Annotated in this window: 18 protein-coding genes; 5 read left to right on the top strand and 13 right to left on the bottom strand. The window is 40.5% G+C overall.

All coding sequences use genetic code 11. The features are described 5' to 3' along the window. Positions 1-292: 292 nt before the first annotated feature. On the bottom strand, positions 293-592 hold the full coding sequence (gene rpsT / locus H6G26_RS09740) for a 30S ribosomal protein S20 (RefSeq protein WP_190729059.1): 300 nt from the start codon (positions 590-592) through the stop codon (positions 293-295). Positions 593-1340: 748 nt separating this feature from the next. Here rpsT and hisD point away from each other — a divergent pair. From hisD to H6G26_RS09725, 3 genes are all read left to right on the top strand, one after another. Continuing rightward, positions 1341-2642 (top strand): histidinol dehydrogenase, encoded by a 1302-nt coding sequence (hisD, locus tag H6G26_RS09735; RefSeq protein ID WP_190729058.1) that lies wholly within the window; start codon positions 1341-1343, stop codon positions 2640-2642. 438 nt (positions 2643-3080) lie between these two features. After that, positions 3081-3506 carry a universal stress protein gene (locus H6G26_RS09730; protein ID WP_190729057.1) on the top strand — a complete coding sequence of 142 codons (426 nt, stop codon included), beginning with the start codon at positions 3081-3083 and terminating at the stop codon, positions 3504-3506. Positions 3507-3525: 19 nt separating this feature from the next. After that, a complete protein-coding gene (locus tag H6G26_RS09725) occupies positions 3526-4113 on the top strand; it encodes a Uma2 family endonuclease (protein WP_190729056.1) in 588 nt (195 codons plus the stop codon). A gap of 398 nt (positions 4114-4511) precedes the next feature. Here the strand turns inward: H6G26_RS09725 and H6G26_RS09720 are convergent, their stop codons facing one another. From H6G26_RS09720 to H6G26_RS09705, 4 genes are all read right to left on the bottom strand, one after another. Then, positions 4512-4718, bottom strand: coding sequence for a hypothetical protein (locus tag H6G26_RS09720; RefSeq protein WP_190729055.1), 207 nt, complete (start codon positions 4716-4718; stop codon positions 4512-4514). Positions 4719-5833: 1115 nt separating this feature from the next. Beyond that, a complete protein-coding gene (locus H6G26_RS09715) occupies positions 5834-6121 on the bottom strand; it encodes a hypothetical protein (protein WP_190729054.1) in 288 nt (95 codons plus the stop codon). 770 nt (positions 6122-6891) lie between these two features. Then, positions 6892-7164 carry a hypothetical protein gene (locus tag H6G26_RS09710; protein ID WP_190729053.1) on the bottom strand — a complete coding sequence of 91 codons (273 nt, stop codon included), beginning with the start codon at positions 7162-7164 and terminating at the stop codon, positions 6892-6894. A gap of 1558 nt (positions 7165-8722) precedes the next feature. After that, entirely contained in the window at positions 8723-9109 is a 387-nt protein-coding gene (locus H6G26_RS09705; RefSeq protein WP_190729052.1) for a hypothetical protein, read from the bottom strand. Positions 9110-9249: 140 nt separating this feature from the next. Between H6G26_RS09705 and hslO the strand changes: the two genes are divergently transcribed. After that, on the top strand, positions 9250-10155 hold the full coding sequence (gene hslO / locus H6G26_RS09700; protein WP_190729051.1) for an Hsp33 family molecular chaperone HslO: 906 nt from the start codon (positions 9250-9252) through the stop codon (positions 10153-10155). Between the two features lie 154 nt (positions 10156-10309). Beyond that, the gene (locus H6G26_RS09695) at positions 10310-12424 is read left to right on the top strand and encodes a chromosome segregation ATPase (RefSeq protein WP_190729050.1); all 2115 of its coding nucleotides are present in this window, start codon (positions 10310-10312) and stop codon (positions 12422-12424) included. 61 nt (positions 12425-12485) lie between these two features. On the opposite strand, the gene H6G26_RS09690 is transcribed toward H6G26_RS09695, so the two are convergent. The 8 genes from H6G26_RS09690 to H6G26_RS09655 form a co-directional block, all read right to left on the bottom strand. Continuing rightward, the gene (locus tag H6G26_RS09690) at positions 12486-13352 is read right to left on the bottom strand and encodes an NAD(P)-dependent oxidoreductase (protein WP_190729049.1); all 867 of its coding nucleotides are present in this window, start codon (positions 13350-13352) and stop codon (positions 12486-12488) included. Positions 13353-13690: 338 nt separating this feature from the next. Continuing rightward, positions 13691-14893, bottom strand: a complete 1203-nt coding sequence (locus H6G26_RS09685; protein WP_190729048.1) for a class I SAM-dependent methyltransferase — start codon at positions 14891-14893, stop codon at positions 13691-13693. A 139-nt stretch (positions 14894-15032) separates the two neighbouring features. After that, positions 15033-15422 (bottom strand): VOC family protein, encoded by a 390-nt coding sequence (locus tag H6G26_RS09680; protein ID WP_190729047.1) that lies wholly within the window; start codon positions 15420-15422, stop codon positions 15033-15035. A gap of 82 nt (positions 15423-15504) precedes the next feature. Beyond that, entirely contained in the window at positions 15505-16041 is a 537-nt protein-coding gene (locus H6G26_RS09675; RefSeq protein WP_190729046.1) for a GAF domain-containing protein, read from the bottom strand. 354 nt (positions 16042-16395) lie between these two features. After that, entirely contained in the window at positions 16396-16569 is a 174-nt protein-coding gene (locus H6G26_RS09670; protein WP_242053648.1) for a hypothetical protein, read from the bottom strand. A gap of 817 nt (positions 16570-17386) precedes the next feature. After that, entirely contained in the window at positions 17387-17947 is a 561-nt protein-coding gene (locus H6G26_RS09665; RefSeq protein ID WP_190729045.1) for a Uma2 family endonuclease, read from the bottom strand. Positions 17948-18000: 53 nt separating this feature from the next. Beyond that, positions 18001-18138: a hypothetical protein gene (locus tag H6G26_RS09660; protein WP_190729076.1), complete on the bottom strand. Its 138-nt coding sequence runs from the start codon at positions 18136-18138 to the stop codon at positions 18001-18003. A gap of 183 nt (positions 18139-18321) precedes the next feature. Beyond that, positions 18322-19506, bottom strand: coding sequence for an NAD(P)H-quinone oxidoreductase subunit H (locus tag H6G26_RS09655; protein ID WP_190729044.1), 1185 nt, complete (start codon positions 19504-19506; stop codon positions 18322-18324). Positions 19507-19880 lie beyond the last annotated feature (374 nt).

The following is a 19880-nucleotide window of genomic DNA, read 5'->3' as shown; positions in this document are numbered from 1 at the left end:
ACGACTAAGGATAAATGACCCTCCGGGTGAATCTTTTTCCTACTAGTCACTGCTTTGCGATCGCCAAGCTTCAAATAGAGAAACGATGTCCGCCAATTGTTTTAATTGGGCACAACCTAAGGCAGTACTTCATTGGATAGCCTTATCCTACACGAGTTTAAGAGACATACAGCAAGTGGTGTGGAAACCCTCAAAACTGCACTGGCTTGCCATTACTTTTGGTATTTCACACCACTTACTAGAACAAATTCGTAACACAGTGGCTCCGTGGAGGGCACTTACTCACCAATGACTATTCAGCAACTGCTGGAGTTAGGGGTTTTAGTTTATGAGCCAATCTCGACTTTTTCCTAGCCCCATTGTTGGGGTGAAGGACACCCCGTTTGATCGCTTTATCGATTTTGCCGTAAGCCTCGGATAACCGAGCCTGTGCTTCCTGTTTTAATTCTGGGGTAGGATTAGCTGTATAGACAGCTACAGCATTAATGTATTTCTTCATCAGCGTCTTGACTGCTGATTTGTAAGCTTTGTTACGCAGTCGGTTACGTTCTGCGATTTGGGCACGCTTGAGAGCAGACTTTGTATTCGCCACAGTCAATTCCAAAAATACTATTAATATGTACACACACTACTAGACTTACTAATATAGCATTCAAATTACCAATGTTATAATTTCCTAAAAAAATAATTGGGAATTTGGTGCTGGAGATTGGGTAAGAATTTAGTCCCTAACCCTCGGTCCCTAATCTTCAGTCTTTAATTTGGTGTGTCGTCAATTTAAGAAATGCGTTAAAATTAAGGTACATCAAGTAATATGGTGACTCTAAATTCATCATCTAGTTAAGCAATATAATTTGCCAGTACAATGAATATGTTCCTAAAGATGTATTGTTAAAAGGCAAGGAAGCGTAAATAGCTAAAATTTCAGGGGTTTCTAAGTATAGAATCGATATTATATTATCGTGTCTGTACAAATGTTAACTACTATAAAGTTAGGAAAAAAATAAGTAAAAATTCTACTCAGACCCTAACCCCTGTAAATATGGGGGATTCGATGTGTAAACACACTACCTCTACCCCGTAAGGAGTGAGGTAAAGGGAATAAGGGTAACGGGAATTGGCACACCTGCTTCCTGCTACTAGCCTACAGAGGCTGGTGGAACTGAGTAATTGAGTCGCCTTCTTAAGCAAACCATCTGCTGGCAAGCTTGAGAGTACCAAAAAAATCCAGGTTAAGCTAGAGAAGAGAATTAGAGTCAGCTTGCACACCCCAGTGGGTCAAGAGCAATACTAAATCTCAGGTGTGAATATTATAATTATTTTGGCATTGTCCTTACTCCATGCTGCGAATCATTACTCAGCAGGCAGACGTCAGAGCCGAACTACAACGGATCTGCGATCGCACCCATGACGAACAGGTGCTTCATAAAGAAGCAACTGTGCGGGAAGTTTTGCAGGCAGTGAAGCGCCAAGGCGACAAAGCTGTATTGCATTACACAGCAGAATTTGACAAACAAACCCTCAAAGCAGAAGAACTTCGCGTTACAGGCTCGGAACTAGATGCAGCGTATCAGCAGGTGTCAAAAGAGTTGTTGGGCGCAATTCGGCTAGCTTGCCGCCAAATTGAAGCGTTTCATCGTCAGCGAGTACCGAAAAGCTGGGTACACTTTGGCGACGATGAAATAGTGCTAGGCAAACGCTATACTCCCGTAGACCGAGCGGGGTTGTATGTGCCTGGTGGTCGCGCTGCCTATCCCAGTACAGTGCTGATGAATGCAATTCCGGCTCATGTTGCTGCTGTACCTCACGTGGTGATGGTAACACCACCAGGTCCAGGGGGTGCAATTAATCCAGCAGTTTTAGTTGCTGCCCAAGAAGCAGGAGTACAAGAAATTTATCGCATTGGAGGCGCACAAGCGATTGCAGCTTTAGCCTATGGCACAGAAACGATTCCGAAAGTGGATGTGATTACTGGCCCTGGTAACATTTATGTCACCCTAGCGAAAAAACTTGTATATGGCACCGTCGGCATTGATTCTTTGGCAGGCCCCAGCGAAGTGCTGGTGATTGCCGATGAAACCGCAAATCCGGTGCATGTAGCTGCTGACTTGCTGGCCCAAGCCGAACACGATCCAATGGCGGCAGCGATTTTGCTGACGACAGATGCGGCTTTAGCGAAAAACGTGCAATTAGCCTTGGAAAGACAGCTAGTTGATCACCCACGGCGAATAGACACAGAAAAAGCGATCGCTCATTATGGGTTGATTGTCCTTGTAGAATCCCTCCAAGCAGCAGCAGAACTCTCAAATGAATTTGCCCCCGAACACCTGGAATTAGAAGTTAAAGACCCTTGGGCATTATTACCACAGATTCGCCACGCTGGGGCAATCTTTTTGGGTTACTCCACACCAGAAGCTGTAGGAGACTATTTGGCAGGCCCTAACCATACCTTGCCAACTTCTGGCGCTGCCCGCTATGCTTCGGCATTAGGGGTGGAAACTTTTCTCAAACACTCCAGCATTATTCAATATTCCCAAACCGCGCTGCAAAATGTGGCTAGTGCCATTGATGTGCTAGCAACAGCAGAGGGCTTACCTTCCCATGCTGATTCAGTCCGGCGCCGAATTCAGCAAGAAGAGTAATTTGGAATAGTTTTTTGGTGAGCGTCTACAAGTTGGGCATTGCTCACCTAATCCACTAGCTTATTTAAGCAAGGAGTTACTTGTATAATAAGCCAGCTAAACTGTTACGCATTTAACTTGAACATTTACATGAAGGCTGATGACTGATGACTGATAACCGTCAATAGTTAACAGTTAACGACCGTAAAGAGTGTTTATACTTTTTTAGCGTGCATCAGTTTAGCAGTTAAGAGGAGGGCAACGCTCCCCAAAAAACTGGCGAAAATATTCTCTACATCAGTTGCTGCACCCTACTAGCATCAAAGTGGGGTGAAACCGATCAATAGCACAGTCTCGAATATAAACTAAGTAGGTAGATGAAAAAATAATTTAGTGTAGCTGCCAACAAGTTTTGCTACATACTTATGTAAGGGGTCTACTCTTTAGGAGACGAGAGCGGTGCTAAACAATATTTTGGTAGCTCTGGACGGTTCGGAAGTTTCAGAACGAGTAATTCAGACTTTAGATAATTTGGCGTTATCAAAAGATGCCAAGGTTATTCTTTGTCATGTCTTTCTTACGCCAGAGTCAGAGATCGAACTACCCGCTGATCGTCCTCAGCCAGAGTCACCAACATTTTCTTATTTTCATGTTGAAAAGCAGCTGCAATGCTATCAGGAAAAGTTATCAGTCAGCAGTGATTTAGAACTGGTAACTGGTGATCCTGCTGAAGAGATTATTCGCCTTGCCAATATTTACAAAACTGACTTGATTATAATTGGCAGCCGGGGATTGATGGGGATGAAGCGAATTGTCCAGGGTTCTGTTAGCAGTCAAGTTGTAGAAGAGGCTAATTGTTCGGTGTTAGTTGTCAAACCAAGGTAAAAATTTGTAAGGGGAAACAATGACTATAACCACCCCAAAACTAACCTTTGAACAGTATCTAGCTTATGATGATGGCACTGATACGCGCTATGAATTGGTCAATGGAGAATTAATTTCCATGAGTCTAGGAAGTGGACAACATGGGGCGGTAACAGAATTTATCAATGTTTGTTTCCGAGCAGAAATTCTCCGGTTAAAGTTGGATTGGACTTCTAAAGAAATGGTTATCGGTGTTCGTTCTCCCCGTGCTGGCAGATGGGATACATCAAGAATTCCAGATGTAGTTGTGATTTCATTACCTCAATGGCGAGAGTTGAGAAACCGAGAGGCAGTTATTGAACTCAAGGAACCACCCCCTTTGTTAGTGGTAGAAGTCGTCAGTGAGTCAACAAAGATTGTAGATTATCGAGCCAAGCGAGTTGAGTATAACGTTTTAAATATTCCAGAGTATTGGATTGTCAATCCATTAACGAACAAAGTGACTGTTTTTACATTGATTGAAGAATTATACGAACCAGTAGAGTTTGTTGGTAGTCAATACATTCAATCTCAAACTTTTCCAGAGTTAGAATTAACAGTAGAACAAGTGTTGACGGCTGAGAATTAAAAGTAATTTGCTCCACAATCTTCTTTAGCATATTGTGTAAAACATTGGTAGTTTATTTTATTTACACTATAATATTCAATAACATTGGGAGAAAACCCAAAAAATAACAGGGGTTTATCCCTGCATACACTAGCGCTTGTTTTACTATTGGACTACTCAAAGGTGAACAGTATGTTTATGTAAAAGCGCTGTTGACGGTTGCTGGCAGGCAACCTCACGGTTAAGTTTGTTGAACAAAAGGAAATGGATGTCAATAAACGTATGTTAAAATAACTGCAAAACAGAAACAGCTAATCTTAATCTTTGCGTTTAAAGTTTTCCTTTTCCTAAAATTCATAGTTTTGCCTATTGTCGTAAATCAAAACCACTATGGGTAATGCTGAGACTGCTATTGTAACTTAGTGAATGAATTTAAAGAAGTCTTTGAAGTCAAAAATTACAACGTATTTCTTGTATTTCTTGTATTCCTCTTCTTCCTCTTCTTCCTCTTCTTTCTCGTATTTTTTGCCGTGTTCTTTCTCTTCTTTTTCCTTGTAATAGGTGCCACCAGAGAGGTTGGCTTCTTCACAAGTGGTCAATTCGCTAAATAGTATGTTTGTCTGCATATTTTTAGTTCTCTTCAGTTGATTGTTGGGATTAGAGTCATCGCCAAAGCAATAGATATACACGTAAAGTGTATATCTATTGCTTTTTTGTTTCTCTATAAGTATTATACGACTCTGGCTCACGAGATCAAGCAACTAGGTCGTGAGAAAACATATATCATACGTCTTCAACACAGATATTACATAGTTTATGTTTATACCAATTTAATTAAAAATAAGTTCGTATTTATCAAAAATCGCAGGCATCAATATTAAGTATGATAGGTGCGGGGATCTATAAGCTTAATTTTGTCAAAAAATAAATGGATTAATTAAGCTAATTAAGTATTAATACTTATTAAATAGCGAAGATTCGCAGAATTAAAGATATAATGAAGTAAACCAAATAACATTTTTATACAAATTGCATTTAAATAAATCTATAAAAATCAAAACTGGATTCTGCATTTTTGAATAAGTATTTTTATGTGCAAATATCTTTGCAATAAATAATTTTATACAACTGTAATTTTAATTGATATAACTTCTTTTAATATAGAAACGTTTAGCTTCGCTGAAATATTTATATTAATTTGAAAAAAGATTTGCATTCACTATAACAAATGTTTTGCAAATAAATAAAGAAAAAATCAAGTTTTTCATGAAAATTATAAAGATTTGGTGTTTGTCTTTAGTAGCAGGAGTTGAAAAACCGAGAAGCAGTTATTGAACTCAACGAACTACCCCTTTTGTCAGTGGTGGAAGTCGTTAGTGAGCCAACAATATTGTAAATTATCGAGCCAAAAGAGTTGAGTATAAGGCAATACAGTTCAGTTGAGGCTAAAACTGTTTGTCAAAGTTAGTTTTTTTTACTAACAACCGAGGCGCAGAGAACACAGAGAAAAGAAATCAATGCTTAACTGAACTGTATTGGAGTATAAGGTTTTAAATATTCAAGAGTATTGGATTGTATTGCTTCAATAATCCAATACTCTCAAATGATGACTTTAAGATAGTGAGTGATCAAGATTGTAGTTTTACTTGACGGTAAAACAAAAGCTTATCTAAAACTTATGCTTCACTTATACAGTCGAGTTCGGCAGTTGATTCATCTAAATATTAGGACTAATTAATCGTTAAAGATTTCTTAGTCGAGAGCGTAGCCTTTCTAGCTTTTCTACAGTACGTCTCAGCCGATTTTCTAGTTTTGCTCTCTTGGATGTAGCTCGTCCAATTTGGTCACTTGCTCCGATTTGTAAACTTGCTCCGTTTGCTCCTACTCCGTCTGCTCCGTTTGCTCCGTCTACTCCGTCTGTTCCTACTCCGTCTGCTCCTATTGTAATAATACTCTCACCACCAGACAAGTTTGCTTCTTCGATTTTAGTTAGTGAGATAAACATTGGGGATGTTTGAGTGCTTTTCATAGTTAACCTCAGTTACCAATTATCAGTTTTTAACCTTGACAAAGCTATTTTCACTTAAGATAATGAGAATAAACGTCTACCAAAATGATTAGTATTCCATATCTCTACAGGAAAAATATCCGGAATTTTGGTATCTTACCCTACTATTACTTACTTAGGCTTTTACAGTAATGGTGTTGTAGTTAAATAAAAGATTTTTGAACCGCTCTAGACGCGTCAGGTGTAGAGAGAAAAAAAGATATTTTATTAGTCGCCTTCAACAGGCTAGTCATACTTACTTACTGCAAACGAATAGATAAATTTGGTTATTCGTTTGCAGTAAGTAAGGTAAAAACAGTTTCATTATCCAAAGTTATAAAAATCTGGTAAATATACCCAATTTATCAAGTAGCAGCGCTTGTTTCGCTACTTAACTATTCAAAAATGAACAGTTATGTTTATGGAAAAGCGCTGCTAAAAATTATTGAAGCTTATCGGTGGACAACCTTAATGTTAAGGTTATTTAAGAAAAGTAGAGAAAAACCATAAACCTATGTTAAATTTACTGCGATAAGGAAGCAGTTAATGGCTGGTAGGATTAAATTAATTAACAATTGAGCCATCTGCAAAAGTAATTTAACCTGCGGTAACAGGGTAACTTATTTAAAACGCAGCGTTTCGCTTGTCTAAAAACATATTTAATCCTGCCTTAAGTTTATTGTTTCTCTTCTACTAAACTACATAGGTTTGACCGTAATGATAAGTTTTATATACTTAGCGTTACGTCAAGCCTAAGAACTTAGGTCAATTCCAGCACCACCAGTTGCAGCGCCGCCAGCGCCGCCAGTTCCACCATTTCCACCAAGGCCATCTGCACTAACTGTACTCTCAGCAACAATACTTTTCTTGATAAGAACAACGCCACCAAAGCCAGCGCCGCCAGCGCCGCCAGCGCCGCCAGCTCCACCAGTGGCATCGCCACCTCTAATTTTTACTTTCTTTGCGCCACCAGACAAGTTAGCTTCTTCGTTGGTGCTTAATGCAGTAAACAATGTGCTTTCCATAATTTTAGTTCTCGCTTGCTTGATTGTTGTTATTTAAATCACGTCACATTTAAAGTAACAAATCTACAAAAAGTATATTTAGTAACTTTTCTGTGCCGCTAAAAATATTATAGGGTTATTGCTGAATAGATCAAGCAATTAGTTATTTAAGAAATGTGTATTACACACCTCTTTAAATATATTACATAGTTTTTATTTATACAATGTTAATGAAAAATCTTAAAAAAACCTTGGGCGTTAATATATAGTATTAATATAAGCATTATGCTCTAAAAACTTAATTTTACCAAAAATATATAAATTAAGCTTATAAAGTATTAATACTGATAAATTAACTCAAATGCCCAGAATTTAAAGATATAATTAATAGGAATAAACAAATTTTTATACGAGTCATACTTAAATAAATTTATAAAACTATAAATTGTAATTCTGATTTTTAAATAAGTATTTTTATATAAAAATGTGGTTTTTGATATGATTTTATACACCGAAACTATTAGGATATATAATATATTTTGATAGACAAACTCGTAAGTTTGCTTAATTATTAATTAGGTTACAAAAAATTTTTATTTTACATAATACAAATTTTTTGAAAGTCAATAAAGAAAAGATAAAATTCTAGATATAAATTATAAAGATTTCATGCTCTTACTCAAATGTGCTAATTGCTGTAACAGTCCTAAATAATTCGTGAAAATTATATGTCTCTTTTTTCTTTCTTCCTTTTGCTTCCTTCTCTACGAGACGCAGCGCGTTAGCAAAAGACTCTTGCCTGGCATAGATGGCCGTTCGTTTCCTTATCTATATTTTTGACAATTCAAATAGGATTGCTATATTATGTATTGACTATGTAAATATCAAGCTTATATACAGCTTGCAGCTAAGTTTAATATATAAGGATATAAGGCTAATATTTAATTTCTGAAAAAGCAATTGGATTTTCTCAAAAATCAATTCGGATTCCTATGAGTAAGGCACTTAGTTAGTAATAAAAGCAAAAGCGATCGCTTTCGACCTCCAGGGCAAAAACACCAGCTTATGGGAGTTTTGCAAAAAAGCTTATTTAAAGAGAAGACGGCAATACCCGGCAGAGTCCGTTACAACGATCGCACATCGATGCACAACTCAAAGCGCTACTGAGTCCAATGCAATGCGACAGGCGAATGTGATAGGCGATCGCATCTATGAACCAATATCAGCAGATGGGAAATACGGGGGCGATCGCTATTCTCTAAATTCTCTAAATTAAGGAAATAGAACAAGCTTTAAAAGCTGCCGTTGCTACACTAGAACGGGCTGAAGCGGGACTGAATGGCAGCGATGCTAATCTATATAGTGCAGTTACGACTGGTGAAGACCGACGTTTTGGAGTTGACCATTGTGCGAATCGCCAGGTGACTCAAGACCAGAAACGCTGTAAAGTTCCAGAAGATTTATCTGTACTGGTAAAAATTATTTTAGGCATTATTTCTGGTTTATAAACTGGGGACTGGGGACTCGGAGAATAACCAATGCCCAATGCCCAATCCCCAATCTCTTTACGTCAATCGAATCAACGCTCTTGAGTTGCCAAAAACTGACGCAAGCTTAACAAACTCACTGTTTGACCCAAATTTAAAGGCAAAAGTGAAATTCCTTCCAAGCGGGACTGTACCCAACCTTCTCCCCAATACCATTCGTGGAAACCGTCAATGCCTCCACTCAGTACCAAGCGGAGACAGTTTGATTTGACAACATCTACTTGATGATGAATCGCAACTGGTCCAGTCCAGGTTGTAAACTGGAATCCTGGAAGCAGCTCTTCTGGCATTCCTGGCGCAAAGCGTTGCCCTAAGAGCCATTTTTCTAGTTGTACCGGATGCAGCAGACTGTCACGAATTGCATCTGTTGATGCTTCAATTTCGATCCGCAGTTGGCTTTGTTGAAAATTACCCAGCATTTTTATAGGATTACCTAAAGGTGAGACATCGCTATTTCTAATATTGCAAATACAATCACTGATTATTAAGGCATCACTTTTCTACCTGCGGAGAACTTAGAATAGAAAAAGTGAACTTGTTAAGAAATGTAAGGTTATTCATGGCGGATCAGTTAATTCGTGCAACAGCAGCCGAAGGTGGAATTCGTGCCGTAGGTGTGATCACCACACGTTTAACAGAAGAAGCACGGGGGCGACACAAGCTTTCCTATGTGGCAACGGCAGCACTGGGTCGGACTATGGCAGCGGGCTTGTTAATGGCTTCTAGTATGAAGCGAACTGGATCAAGGGTCAATGTCCGGGTCAAGGGCGATGGGCCTTTGGGTGGCATATTGGTAGATGCAGGCTTAGATGGTACGGTACGCGGGTATGTGGCGAATCCATCGGTTGAATTGCCTCCCAATGCCAAAGGTAAGCTAGATGTTGGCGGCGCAGTAGGTGACGGCTACCTCTACGTTGTCCGGGATATCGGTTATGGTTATCCTTACTCTAGTACGGTAGAACTAGTTTCTGGCGAAATTGGCGATGATGTGGCTCATTATCTAGTAAGTTCCGAACAAACACCTTCAGCTTTAGTTTTAGGTGTCTTTGTGGGAGCAGGTGGAGTAACTGCGGCTGGAGGATTACTGGTACAAGTATTGCCCAAAGCTGCCAGAGACGAAGCCCTAGTAGAAACGTTGGAATCACGGGTTGCTGGTCTAGCAGGATTTACGCCATTGTTGCAAGCTGGTAAGACGTTACCTGAAATCTTTAACGACTTGCTGGGAGACATGGGGCTGGAAATCTTTTCCGAACGGCAAATGCTGCGTTTCCACTGTGGTTGTTCTTTCGATCGCGTTTTGGGGGCACTGAAGATTTTGGGAGAAGCTGAACTACAAGATATGATTGTTAAAGATGATGGTGCTGAAGCAATTTGCGAGTTTTGCGGCAACGTCTACCAGGCAAGTAGCGATCAGTTAGCTCAACTAATTGCCGATTTGCAAGCTGAATCTACCGTTTCAGGATAAAGTATAAAAGGGCACTGATTTTTTAGATTGCTAATGGTACTCTGTGGAGAGAGATACTCAAAAAAGTAGCTTTTTAATCATCAGAAAGTTACTATGTCAACAATGGAATTATCGACCTAAAGCAGAGCGCTATTCAATTATTTTGGTGTGAGAGATGACAGAGCGGGATATTCCAGACAGTTGGTCTTCAGCCAATGGAAGAGAGCCAGATCAAAACAAAAGATTATCCCGAACAGAGCAATTCGGTGAAACTCAGCCACTTGATGTCCCAGCTACTGGTTCTACTTCCAAGTCAGTGAAGCGGCGAAAAAAAAACGATATACCCCTATGGGGAAAAAAGCTACCCAAAGCGTCTCGTAGAGAAGGATTACCTATAAATAGTCATTCAGAAGAAACTACCCAACTCAGCAGAAGTGTTGGTAAATTGCCACGCTGGATGAAAAGCTGGGTGTTGTGGTCAGTACTGCTAATGTTAATTCCCGGCAGTGTAGGGTTCTTGTCGATTGCAATGCTCCTAAAGTTGCCCACTGCCCCTAATTGCCCCTCGATTTTCTGGCCCCTAGCTAGTGCTTCTGTGCGGCTACACTGCGCTCAGTTGGCGGCTTCTAAGCAGACAGTAAACGACCTTTTGCAAGCGATCGCTCTGGTGAAGGAACTACCACAAAATCACCCGTTGCATGGAGAAATTGATCGTTTCATCGAAGAATGGTCACGGGATATTTTGAAGCTAGCTGATCAAAGTTTTCAAACTGGGAATTTAGAAGAAGCGATCGCTACTGCTCGTAAGATACCCGAAGATGTGGCAGCTTATAAATTAGTCGATGAGCAAATTGACAAATGGCAGTCGATTTGGTCAAAGGCAGAAGCCACATACAACGGTGCGATCGCAGAAGTAAAGGAACGACGCTGGCAATCGGCATTTATGTTATCCGCCAAAATGCTGCGCGTAGACAATCAATATTGGGCGGGTACTAAATACGACCAACTGAATCGTCTAATTGCCACAGCACGGGAAGATGGCGATAAGTTAGGAAAAGCTGAAAGTTTAGCAAACAGCAAAGTTGTTGATAATTTATTAGAAGCTATCAAGTTAGCCGAGTCTATTGGGCAAGAAAGCTACATTTATCAAAAAGCTCAGGAAGCGATTCCCGCATTTGGACGCAAAATGCTGGAATTGGCACAGGCAAAACTAGATAAGCAGGATGCAGATGAAGCACTGAATATTGCTAGACAAATTCCAGAGATTGCGAAACTACGGGGCGAAACAGATGACTTTATCGCCATAGCTGACGCAAAAAGAAGTGCTTGGATAGGTAATGTTTCTGGTTTAGAGGCTGCGATCGCTCAAGCACAACAGATTGATCCTTCCAGACCAGTGTATAACGAAGCACAGCAACTAATTGCTCGTTGGCAGTTAGAGATTGAAGATGTTGCCAATCTAGAAAAAGCGAGAATATTGGCTAGCGAGGGAACAGTCCCTAATTTAACAGCAGCGATCGCTCAAGTACAGCTCATCCCTGCTAGTAACCCCCGCGCCACAGAAGCTAGGCAAGAAATGGGTCGCTGGCGTGCCCAAGTGGAGACAATTGAAGACCAGCCTTATTTAGAACGTGCCGAACAGATAGCAATATTCGACGATATTAACTCCTTGCAAGCTGCGATCGCTCAGGCTAGCGAAATTCGTAGAGGTCGTGCATTATATCCAGAAGCACGGAAAAAAATTCGTACTTGGATAGGAAAAATTCAGCGAATTCAAGACCAGCCCTACTTAGATCAGGCGCAAGAACTGGCTCACAGTGGAAATCTTACCGCCGCTATTAGCCTAGCCCAACAAATTGCATCGTCAGGAAGGGCGCTTTCACAAGAAGCACAAGCTGCGATAAATGACTGGCAAGGCCAAATTCGCACTAGAGAAAACTGGAGAAAAGCTCAGGAAGTGGGGGCAGTTGGCACGCCAGAAGCTTTGGTTGAAGCAATACGACTGGCGGATCGAGTTTCAAACAATAGTATCTTACGTATGGATGCGAATCTGGCTATTGACCAATGGAGTCAGCAATTGTTAGAAATAGCACGCTCTCAAGGTCAGTCTGATATTGCTAGAGGGATGGATATTGCAAAATCGATTCCACGCGGTAGTTCTGCTTACAGTGCAGCACAAGAGCAAATTAGGGCTTGGCAGGAATTTCTCAATCCTCAACCAGCACCTCAGCCTCAACCTCAGCCGGAATCTCTACCATTTCCTCCATCAACTACTATTAATGGACAGTAATATTCTGATTAATTAGGGTAGCACGGCTAGCTGTGCTACCCTACCAAAATTTATTCCCCCATTACTCTCCCCATTCTTTAATTACAGAAAATAGTGATGAGTAATCATCATCAGCAAATGACATTTTTACGGCTGTTTGCAAGATTTGCCGCACACCTTTAATACTGCTGAGATCCAAACTTCGGGATTTCGCTTCAGAGATAAACAATTCTGTATCTTTGAGCAAGTGTTTTGTGGGGAAATTCGGATCAGCATAATTGCCATCCAACATCCGTTGTAGCTTTTTGTCGAAGGTAGGTGCGTAAAGTGGACTGTCGCGCAAGATTTGCATAAATACATCCACATCGACACCTTGACGCTGGACAAAAGCCAGACTCAGAGCGAAGCTAGTTGTTAGGGAAGCTATTAGTTGATTTAATGCTAATTTGAGCGCCGCCGCAGATCCTACTGGCCCTATAAGTAAAGGTTCTGTCCCAAAATTTTGGAGTAGCTTTAAGTGTCGTTGATATTGTTCTGGCTCTGCCCCTACCATAACATTCAACTTGCCAGCTTTTGCTTCTGGGATACTTCCTAATACAGGTGCTTCTAAATACTCACCACCACCACCAACAACTGCATCTCTAATTTCCTGGCTTTCTGTGGGAGTAATTGTTCCCATTTGGATGATCGTGCGTCCTTCCAGAGTTTGCCAAGCAGTATCTGAAAGCAACACATTATAAATAGCCGGGGCATTAGTAAGCATTAGGATTACGCACTCAGCACCACGAATGGCGTGGCGGGGATGTGTAACAACTTCAGCTCCAGCTGCTTTTAGTGGTGCTAATTTTTCTGGGGTACGATTGTAGGCAATTAGCTGTATATCTGCGGCTAATAACCTTTGAGCCATTGGTAGTCCCATTAGTCCAGTTCCCAGAAATGCCACCTTCATTTTTCACGTTCCTTTAATACGGCGTAGGCGTAGCCTGTTGTAGTTCCATCGTTTGATTTTAATATCAGTTATCAGTGAACAATGTCTAAACACTGATAACTGTTCACTGACTAGTGACTTATGTCTCTGGCAATTAGCCACCAGCAGCAAAAGTCGCCATAATTAGCACTGAAAGTAAAAGCCCTGGAGTAAGTAAGGTTACTAGCATTAACAGGTCATGGGTGGACATAATTATTACTTTGGTAGTGTGTTTAACTTTACAGTAATCACTGTTATGCTAGTCTAAATAAGACTAATACTGCATTCTTAAATAGAGTTTTAACTTTTCAAATTTATTTTTACTCTGGTAAGACCAATCCTTTTAGTGGTTGAGTAATTTCTGTCTTATCCAAACCTTTACTCTGAACTAGGACTCCAAAGCCGCCCAGCCCTGTGGGATCTAAAAACTGGTGTAGTGCGTCTCGCCTCTTTAGTAACTGCGAGAGGGGTTGCTGTTGAGAAGAAAGAGCTGCAATGCGATCGCCTAACCCCAACGCCATCAAAAATAATCCCTGCTGAATAAAACCAACATTCTTTAAATTGCACTTCTCACCCCAAATTTCTAAAGCCGTAAAGTCAATATGGGCAGTGATATCTTGTCGCCCAATATTGATATAAGGGTTGTCGTGGAAACGATGGTGATAATAGCACTGTAACGTTCCCTGCGATCGCCTGGGATTATAGTAACGGCTGGCGGGGTAGCCATAATCAATTGTTAACACATAGCCACGCTGCAAGCGGTCTGCTACTATACTCAACCAGTCTAGAGCAGCTAAATTAATTTCACTACGGTAGCCATCTGGATATGCATGGGTAAAGTCGATTCCTACTAAGTTTAAATATTCAGCCAGTTGGGGCGTTGAAGGTTCTCCTGTTACTTCCACAAATGCAAAATTTGACCTCTCCCCCAACCCCTCCCCTATGAGGGGGGTTAGGTTTTGTGATGTGGTTACATAAATTTCTCGGAGTTCGCCCGTTTCTAAGATGAATTGATGCACGGGGAACGCATCTACTAACTCGTTAGAAAAAAAGCAACCTGCGATTGCATTTGGTGGTATATCCTCTAAATTGCACCAACGCACGGGGAAATCTTGCAAGCGTTGCTGCTGTTCTTGTCTTAAAGTTGGAGACTTTTCAACAATGATATATTCCAGTACAGTAAAAAAATCTGGGTTGTGCTGTTGATGATATTTGAGGATATGCAATGCTAGCAATCCTTGACCTGCTCCCATTTCTACCAAAGAAAAGGGTATGGGTTTTCCTAAAATCTCCCACATTTGTAAAAATTGTTCTGCTAGTAACTCGCCAAAGTCAGGACAGAGGTTGGGAGAGGTAAAAAAATCACTATCTTTAAAACCTATTTTGACTGCATTGCTGGAATAGTAGCCGTATTCAGGGTGGTATAAGGCCAGATCCATGAATTGGGCAAAAGTAATTCGTTGCTGGAAAGAGGTGATAATGTGATTTGCGATCGCTGCACACAATGCTGGATTTGAATCCATTGGAAAATCAAGAGTTAAGAGTTATGAATTCAATTTAACTTCTAAGTCTTCAACAGACAGTTTAAGCAGTGACTTTCTCTATATTGACTGAATCACAAGCATGGGAAAGCTATTTTAACTAAATTCAGTTGTAAGAATTTCACCCACTTACCAACGACACCAGCACACCATTAGGATCGCGAACACGAGCAATCATTTGTCCCCCAGGCTGGCTTTTAGGAGCATCTAATGTTTTTGCGCCTGCGCCGATGGCTCTCATGTAAGCGCCGCCAACATCAGGAGTAATAAATGATATTTGGATTAATGCCGGTGGTTGTGTAGCATCGTTGTGATGGCAGCCACCAGGAAATAACTTCTGTGCTTCGCTACTAGAGGAGAAAGCTAGCGTGGTGTTTCCCGTCTCGATTTCGGCCCAGATAGATTGCCCCTTATCCACAAGAGTGCGACGAACTAAACCAAAGGCTTTTTCGTAAAACTCAACTGTTTTAACTACATCGTCTACCCAAATAACCGTGTAACCAAATTTCACAGTTTTTTCTCCTTAACTAGAAAAATCAGTGCTGGCGAGGATTTCTGCTACTTTACTGTAGGCGATTTGAATACACAGTGACTTAACTCTCCAGAATATTATGATCTGTTGCTAGAGTTTGTGCGCCTGTTTGCATTATGTCTATATCTGATGGCAACCAATCATGAGGCCCTTGACAGTGATGTGCTATTAGCAATCCCCATAATCCTCTAGTTGTGACAATTGGTACAACCAAGTTGGCGCGAACCTGCAAATTGCACAGAAAATCTCGGTGACAAGGTTGGATTGGCTCTAATTCAATATCAGCGATCGCTCTTACTCGTCCTGCTAAGTATAAAGCAGCATACTCGTTATTAAAACAATCATCTGGGCCAGTGGAACCAAGTATTGAGAATTCTTGAGAACTCAAAGATTCAAAAGTCACCTGCCCTTGCCACTGACTGTAAAAATAATACAACACCACCCGATCAACCTGAAGCGATTCTCTGAGTTGATTGGTTGTTTGCCGGACTAACTCATCACGCTGCATTGTTTTAACAAGGCGGTCGAGCAAATTTTGCAAACCCTGTTCAGGGCGATCGCGGCTATGATTAAATTCCGAGTGAGGATGAATTTGCACGGTTCTAAAATTACGACTAGGTAAATGCTGCCGGATTTATATAGTAATTTATTAGACCTTGTTTAAATACATTCTTGTATTTATAGCAGCAATTCAATTTTAACAAAACATAACATTATTCAACCTCTTCCCTACGGGACGCTACGCGAACGGTGAATTTAAAAGAAATTATTAAGAAACTCATCTTTTTAATTTACACCAGAGAAAATTTAAGATTATAAATTTAAAATTAAGAATTTTGTAAATTTACAAATAATATGTTTGGTTTTTCTAAAATTTGAGGCAATAAATATACTTCAAGCAGTAATGTAACAATTAAGTTTGTATTGATAGTTACAGATATTTGTGATGCTGTTAGTATTCCTCGTTTTCATGTTCTGTATAGGAACGAGAGATTAATGCAAACATTGGGGCAAAGGTACGGTAAGCTGACAATGCTGCTTCTTTAACGGTTGCATTAACAATGGGAAATGTGGTGAGGATGTAGCTAAATTCATTTTCGGTTAAACCGTAAAGATGGGCTATCATTCCATCGAATTCGGCGCGTAGTTTAGCACGTTCTGCTTCGTCGGTAACACCTTGTTGATGGAAACCTAAACCGACTTCTTGCGCTTGAGAGATATTACTGAAACATTACCGATTTTTCTAAGCGGCGGTTTTATTTGTACAATCATGATTTTTAATTGTCAGGTATATTTGCTGATTACTTTATAAAAATGCCTAATTGCTTTATAAAAATGCCCGTTTCCTTTCTCAAAATACTGAAATGCTTTCTCAAAATGAGCTTTGACTTACTCAAAAGAAGCTTTTGCTTTCTCATTTTGGTGTTTTACGCAAGCAAAAGAAGCTTTTACTTTCTCAAACCCCAGTTTGCTTTCTCATTTTGGTATTTTACGCAAGTAAAAGAAGCTTTGACTTTCTCAAACTCAAGTTTGCTTTCTCATTTTGGTGTTTTACGCAAGTAAAATAAGCTTTGACTTTCTCAAATTCAAGTTTGCTTTCTAATTTAAGTGTTTTCCACAGGGTGTAGGTTGGGTTGAGGAACGCAACCCAACATTATCAAAGCTTTGTTGGGTTTCGCAAAGCCTGAATCCGACCTACTATAGGGCTTCTGGGTTGAGTGCAATACAGACATAACCCCCAGCCCCTTCCCTACAAGGGAAGGGGAGTAAGATTTAAAGCCTCTCTTATTTTAGGAGAGAGAAATGGAAGTGAGGTCAGACTGTATTGCATCCATACGAAAAACGCTACATTCGGGGAACGAGGTGAACGAGCTAAATTGAGGGTTTGAAACCCGCAAAGTAAGTCTTGCTTGTGTAGACGCGGTTTATAACTGCCCTTTTAACTATTTAACCTTTAACCAACTAAATATATCTGCTGACGTTATTTGCCAATCTGTTAATACATCAATAACAGTCAATTTATCATTATTATATTTTACTTCTGGCAATTTATTAGGTTGAAATACCATCACCGATTTATCGTTAGAGTCAATAAACCAACCTAATTTTGTACCATGATTAATACAGAAAATAATTTTATCAATTACACGGTTAGGAAATTGATCAGGTGATAAAATTTCAATTATCCAATCTGGATAAGTTTCAAACTTATTGGCAATTTCCCCATCTTCATCAACAATAAGCCGTGACCAGTTAAATACAGCAATATCGGGAACTAAAGAACGTCCTCCAAATGTGCAGCGTAGTTCAGTTAACGCTAAAGCTTTTTGCTCAGATTCGCTTACCTGATTAATCTCAGTTGATAAACGAGTTTGAATTCTGCTATGTTTTCCTTGGGGCGTTGGTTTTTGGTAGATTTTTGCATCAATATATTCACTAGCTGGTTTAGTTTCTGGTAATTGCAGAAACTCTGTTAAAGAAAGATTAGATGATAATATAACCATAAATATTACTCCTAAAATAATTTAATTATATCTTTAAAGCTTTGTAGAGTATGTTATCGCGTAGCGTAACGCACCCTACTCTTTCTCAGTTGACGGTTGAGAGTATCAATAGCTGACTGTCGCAAAGGATAACGGTGAATCTTATCAATTGCTTTTAAAAGTTCTTCACTAACAAATAGTGTTCCATCCATTGGCTTTTTGGAAATCAAATAAATTATTAAGTTCGCGGGGGATGCGGAATTCAGAAAGTGCGGCGATTGCTTCAAAGGAGAGAAGAAAGAAATGCTTAACTAAAGTGTAAAAAAAAGAGCAGTTGCACTAAAATACAACTGCTCTAAAAAAGTATTTACATATTTACATTAGATAGATATTTTCTACCTATCCACAGACCCCATAATTACGTCAACACTACCGAGGATGACCACAATATCTGCAACTTTCATTCCGCGCAGTAAATGTGGAACAATCTGGAGGTTGTTGAAATCTGCTGGGCGAATCTTCCAACGTGCGGGGAAGACGTTATCATCGCCAACCAAATAAATTCCCAATTCACCTTTGCCACTTTCTACACGGGCGTAGATTTCACCTTTGGGCATCTTAAAAGTGGGGGAAACTTTTTTACCGATGAATTGATAATCAAATGCGTCCCACTCGGATTTTTTACCTGCGGCTAAACGCTTGGCTTCCAGATTTTCGTAAGGGCCGCCAGGAAGTCCTTTAATTGCTTGGCGAATAATCTTTACAGATTCGCGCATTTCCCGCATCCGCACTACGTAACGAGCAAAGCAATCACCCGCAGTTTCCCACTGTACATCCCAGTCGAAATCGTCATAACATTCGTAATGGTCAACTTTCCGCAAATCCCATTGCACGCCAGATGCGCGTAACATTGGGCCAGAAAGTCCCCAGTTAATTGCTTCTTCACGGGTGATAGTACCAAGTCCTTCAACACGTCGCCGGAAGATAGGGTTATCGGTTACTAACCGTTCGTACTCATCAATTTTGGGTAATAGGTAGTCGCAGAATTCCAGACACTTATCTACCCAACCGTAAGGTAAATCAGCCGCTACTCCACCAATACGGAAGTAGTTGTTATTTACCATCCGATAGCCTGTGGCGGCTTCCCACAAATCATAAATCATCTCCCGTTCGCGGAATTGGTAGAAGAAGGGAGTTTGTGCGCCTACGTCAGCGAGGAAGGGGCCAAACCACAGCAAGTGGTTAGCGATGCGGTTCAACTCCAGCATGATGACGCGGATGTAGCTAGCACGTTTGGGGACAGCAACACCTGCAAGCTGTTCTGGGGCGTTGACAGTGACGGCTTCGTTAAACATTCCCGCCGCGTAATCCCAGCGACTAACGTAAGGAACGTACATTACATTAGTGCGGTTCTCGGCGATTTTTTCCATTCCCCGGTGCAAATAGCCGATAACTGGTTCACAGTCAACGACATCCTCGCCATCCAGAGTCATGATTAGCCGCAGAACCCCGTGCATTGAGGGGTGGTGTGGCCCCATGTTTAGCACCATTGGTTCAGTGCGGGTTTCTAGTCTGGTCATAGATTTCGTGTTCTCCGTTCGTGAAAATTTTGAATTGAATCGCCCAGATGCCAACCAGACCCGATTTATCTAGTTTGCCAAAATGAGGTTTGTATGGGCAATCTATATAATTAGGACTCTACAGGGTTATGTTGGAGAGAGGATAGCAGCCGAGGAGTTGTAATTGATGTTTCATTTCGTTGCACCTCTTCAATTATTATAGGGAAGCTTGATATGCAAGGGATTGAGGCACAGGTTTTTTTCATGTAATCTCTTTTTGCATTTAAAATCCTGATGTTGTTAAATCCTGTTCAATCTTGTATAAGTTCGTGTCTAAGGCAATGGTAAGCTGTTACGCATTTAATTTGCACATTGAGATCGCAGGGGGGCAGGGG

Origin of the sequence: Nostoc sp. FACHB-888 (genome assembly GCF_014696655.1) — a bacterium.
Classification (GTDB): domain Bacteria; phylum Cyanobacteriota; class Cyanobacteriia; order Cyanobacteriales; family Nostocaceae; genus Nostoc.
This window is presented reverse-complemented; position numbering and strand designations above follow the sequence as displayed.

Coding starts and splice junctions, on each gene's coding strand:
- hisD (WP_190729058.1), top strand. CDS start 1,341: ATGCTGCGAATCATTACTCAGCAGGCAGACGTCAGAGCCGAACTACAA.
- H6G26_RS09725 (WP_190729056.1), top strand. CDS start 3,526: ATGACTATAACCACCCCAAAACTAACCTTTGAACAGTATCTAGCTTAT.
- H6G26_RS09720 (WP_190729055.1), bottom strand. CDS start 4,718: ATGCAGACAAACATACTATTTAGCGAATTGACCACTTGTGAAGAAGCC.
- H6G26_RS09715 (WP_190729054.1), bottom strand. CDS start 6,121: ATGAAAAGCACTCAAACATCCCCAATGTTTATCTCACTAACTAAAATC.
- H6G26_RS09710 (WP_190729053.1), bottom strand. CDS start 7,164: ATGGAAAGCACATTGTTTACTGCATTAAGCACCAACGAAGAAGCTAAC.
- H6G26_RS09705 (WP_190729052.1), bottom strand. CDS start 9,109: ATGCTGGGTAATTTTCAACAAAGCCAACTGCGGATCGAAATTGAAGCA.
- hslO (WP_190729051.1), top strand. CDS start 9,250: ATGGCGGATCAGTTAATTCGTGCAACAGCAGCCGAAGGTGGAATTCGT.
- H6G26_RS09695 (WP_190729050.1), top strand. CDS start 10,310: ATGACAGAGCGGGATATTCCAGACAGTTGGTCTTCAGCCAATGGAAGA.
- H6G26_RS09690 (WP_190729049.1), bottom strand. CDS start 13,352: ATGAAGGTGGCATTTCTGGGAACTGGACTAATGGGACTACCAATGGCT.
- H6G26_RS09685 (WP_190729048.1), bottom strand. CDS start 14,893: ATGGATTCAAATCCAGCATTGTGTGCAGCGATCGCAAATCACATTATC.
- H6G26_RS09670 (WP_242053648.1), bottom strand. CDS start 16,569: ATGATAGCCCATCTTTACGGTTTAACCGAAAATGAATTTAGCTACATC.
- H6G26_RS09665 (WP_190729045.1), bottom strand. CDS start 17,947: ATGGTTATATTATCATCTAATCTTTCTTTAACAGAGTTTCTGCAATTA.
- H6G26_RS09660 (WP_190729076.1), bottom strand. CDS start 18,138: ATGGATGGAACACTATTTGTTAGTGAAGAACTTTTAAAAGCAATTGAT.
- H6G26_RS09655 (WP_190729044.1), bottom strand. CDS start 19,506: ATGACCAGACTAGAAACCCGCACTGAACCAATGGTGCTAAACATGGGG.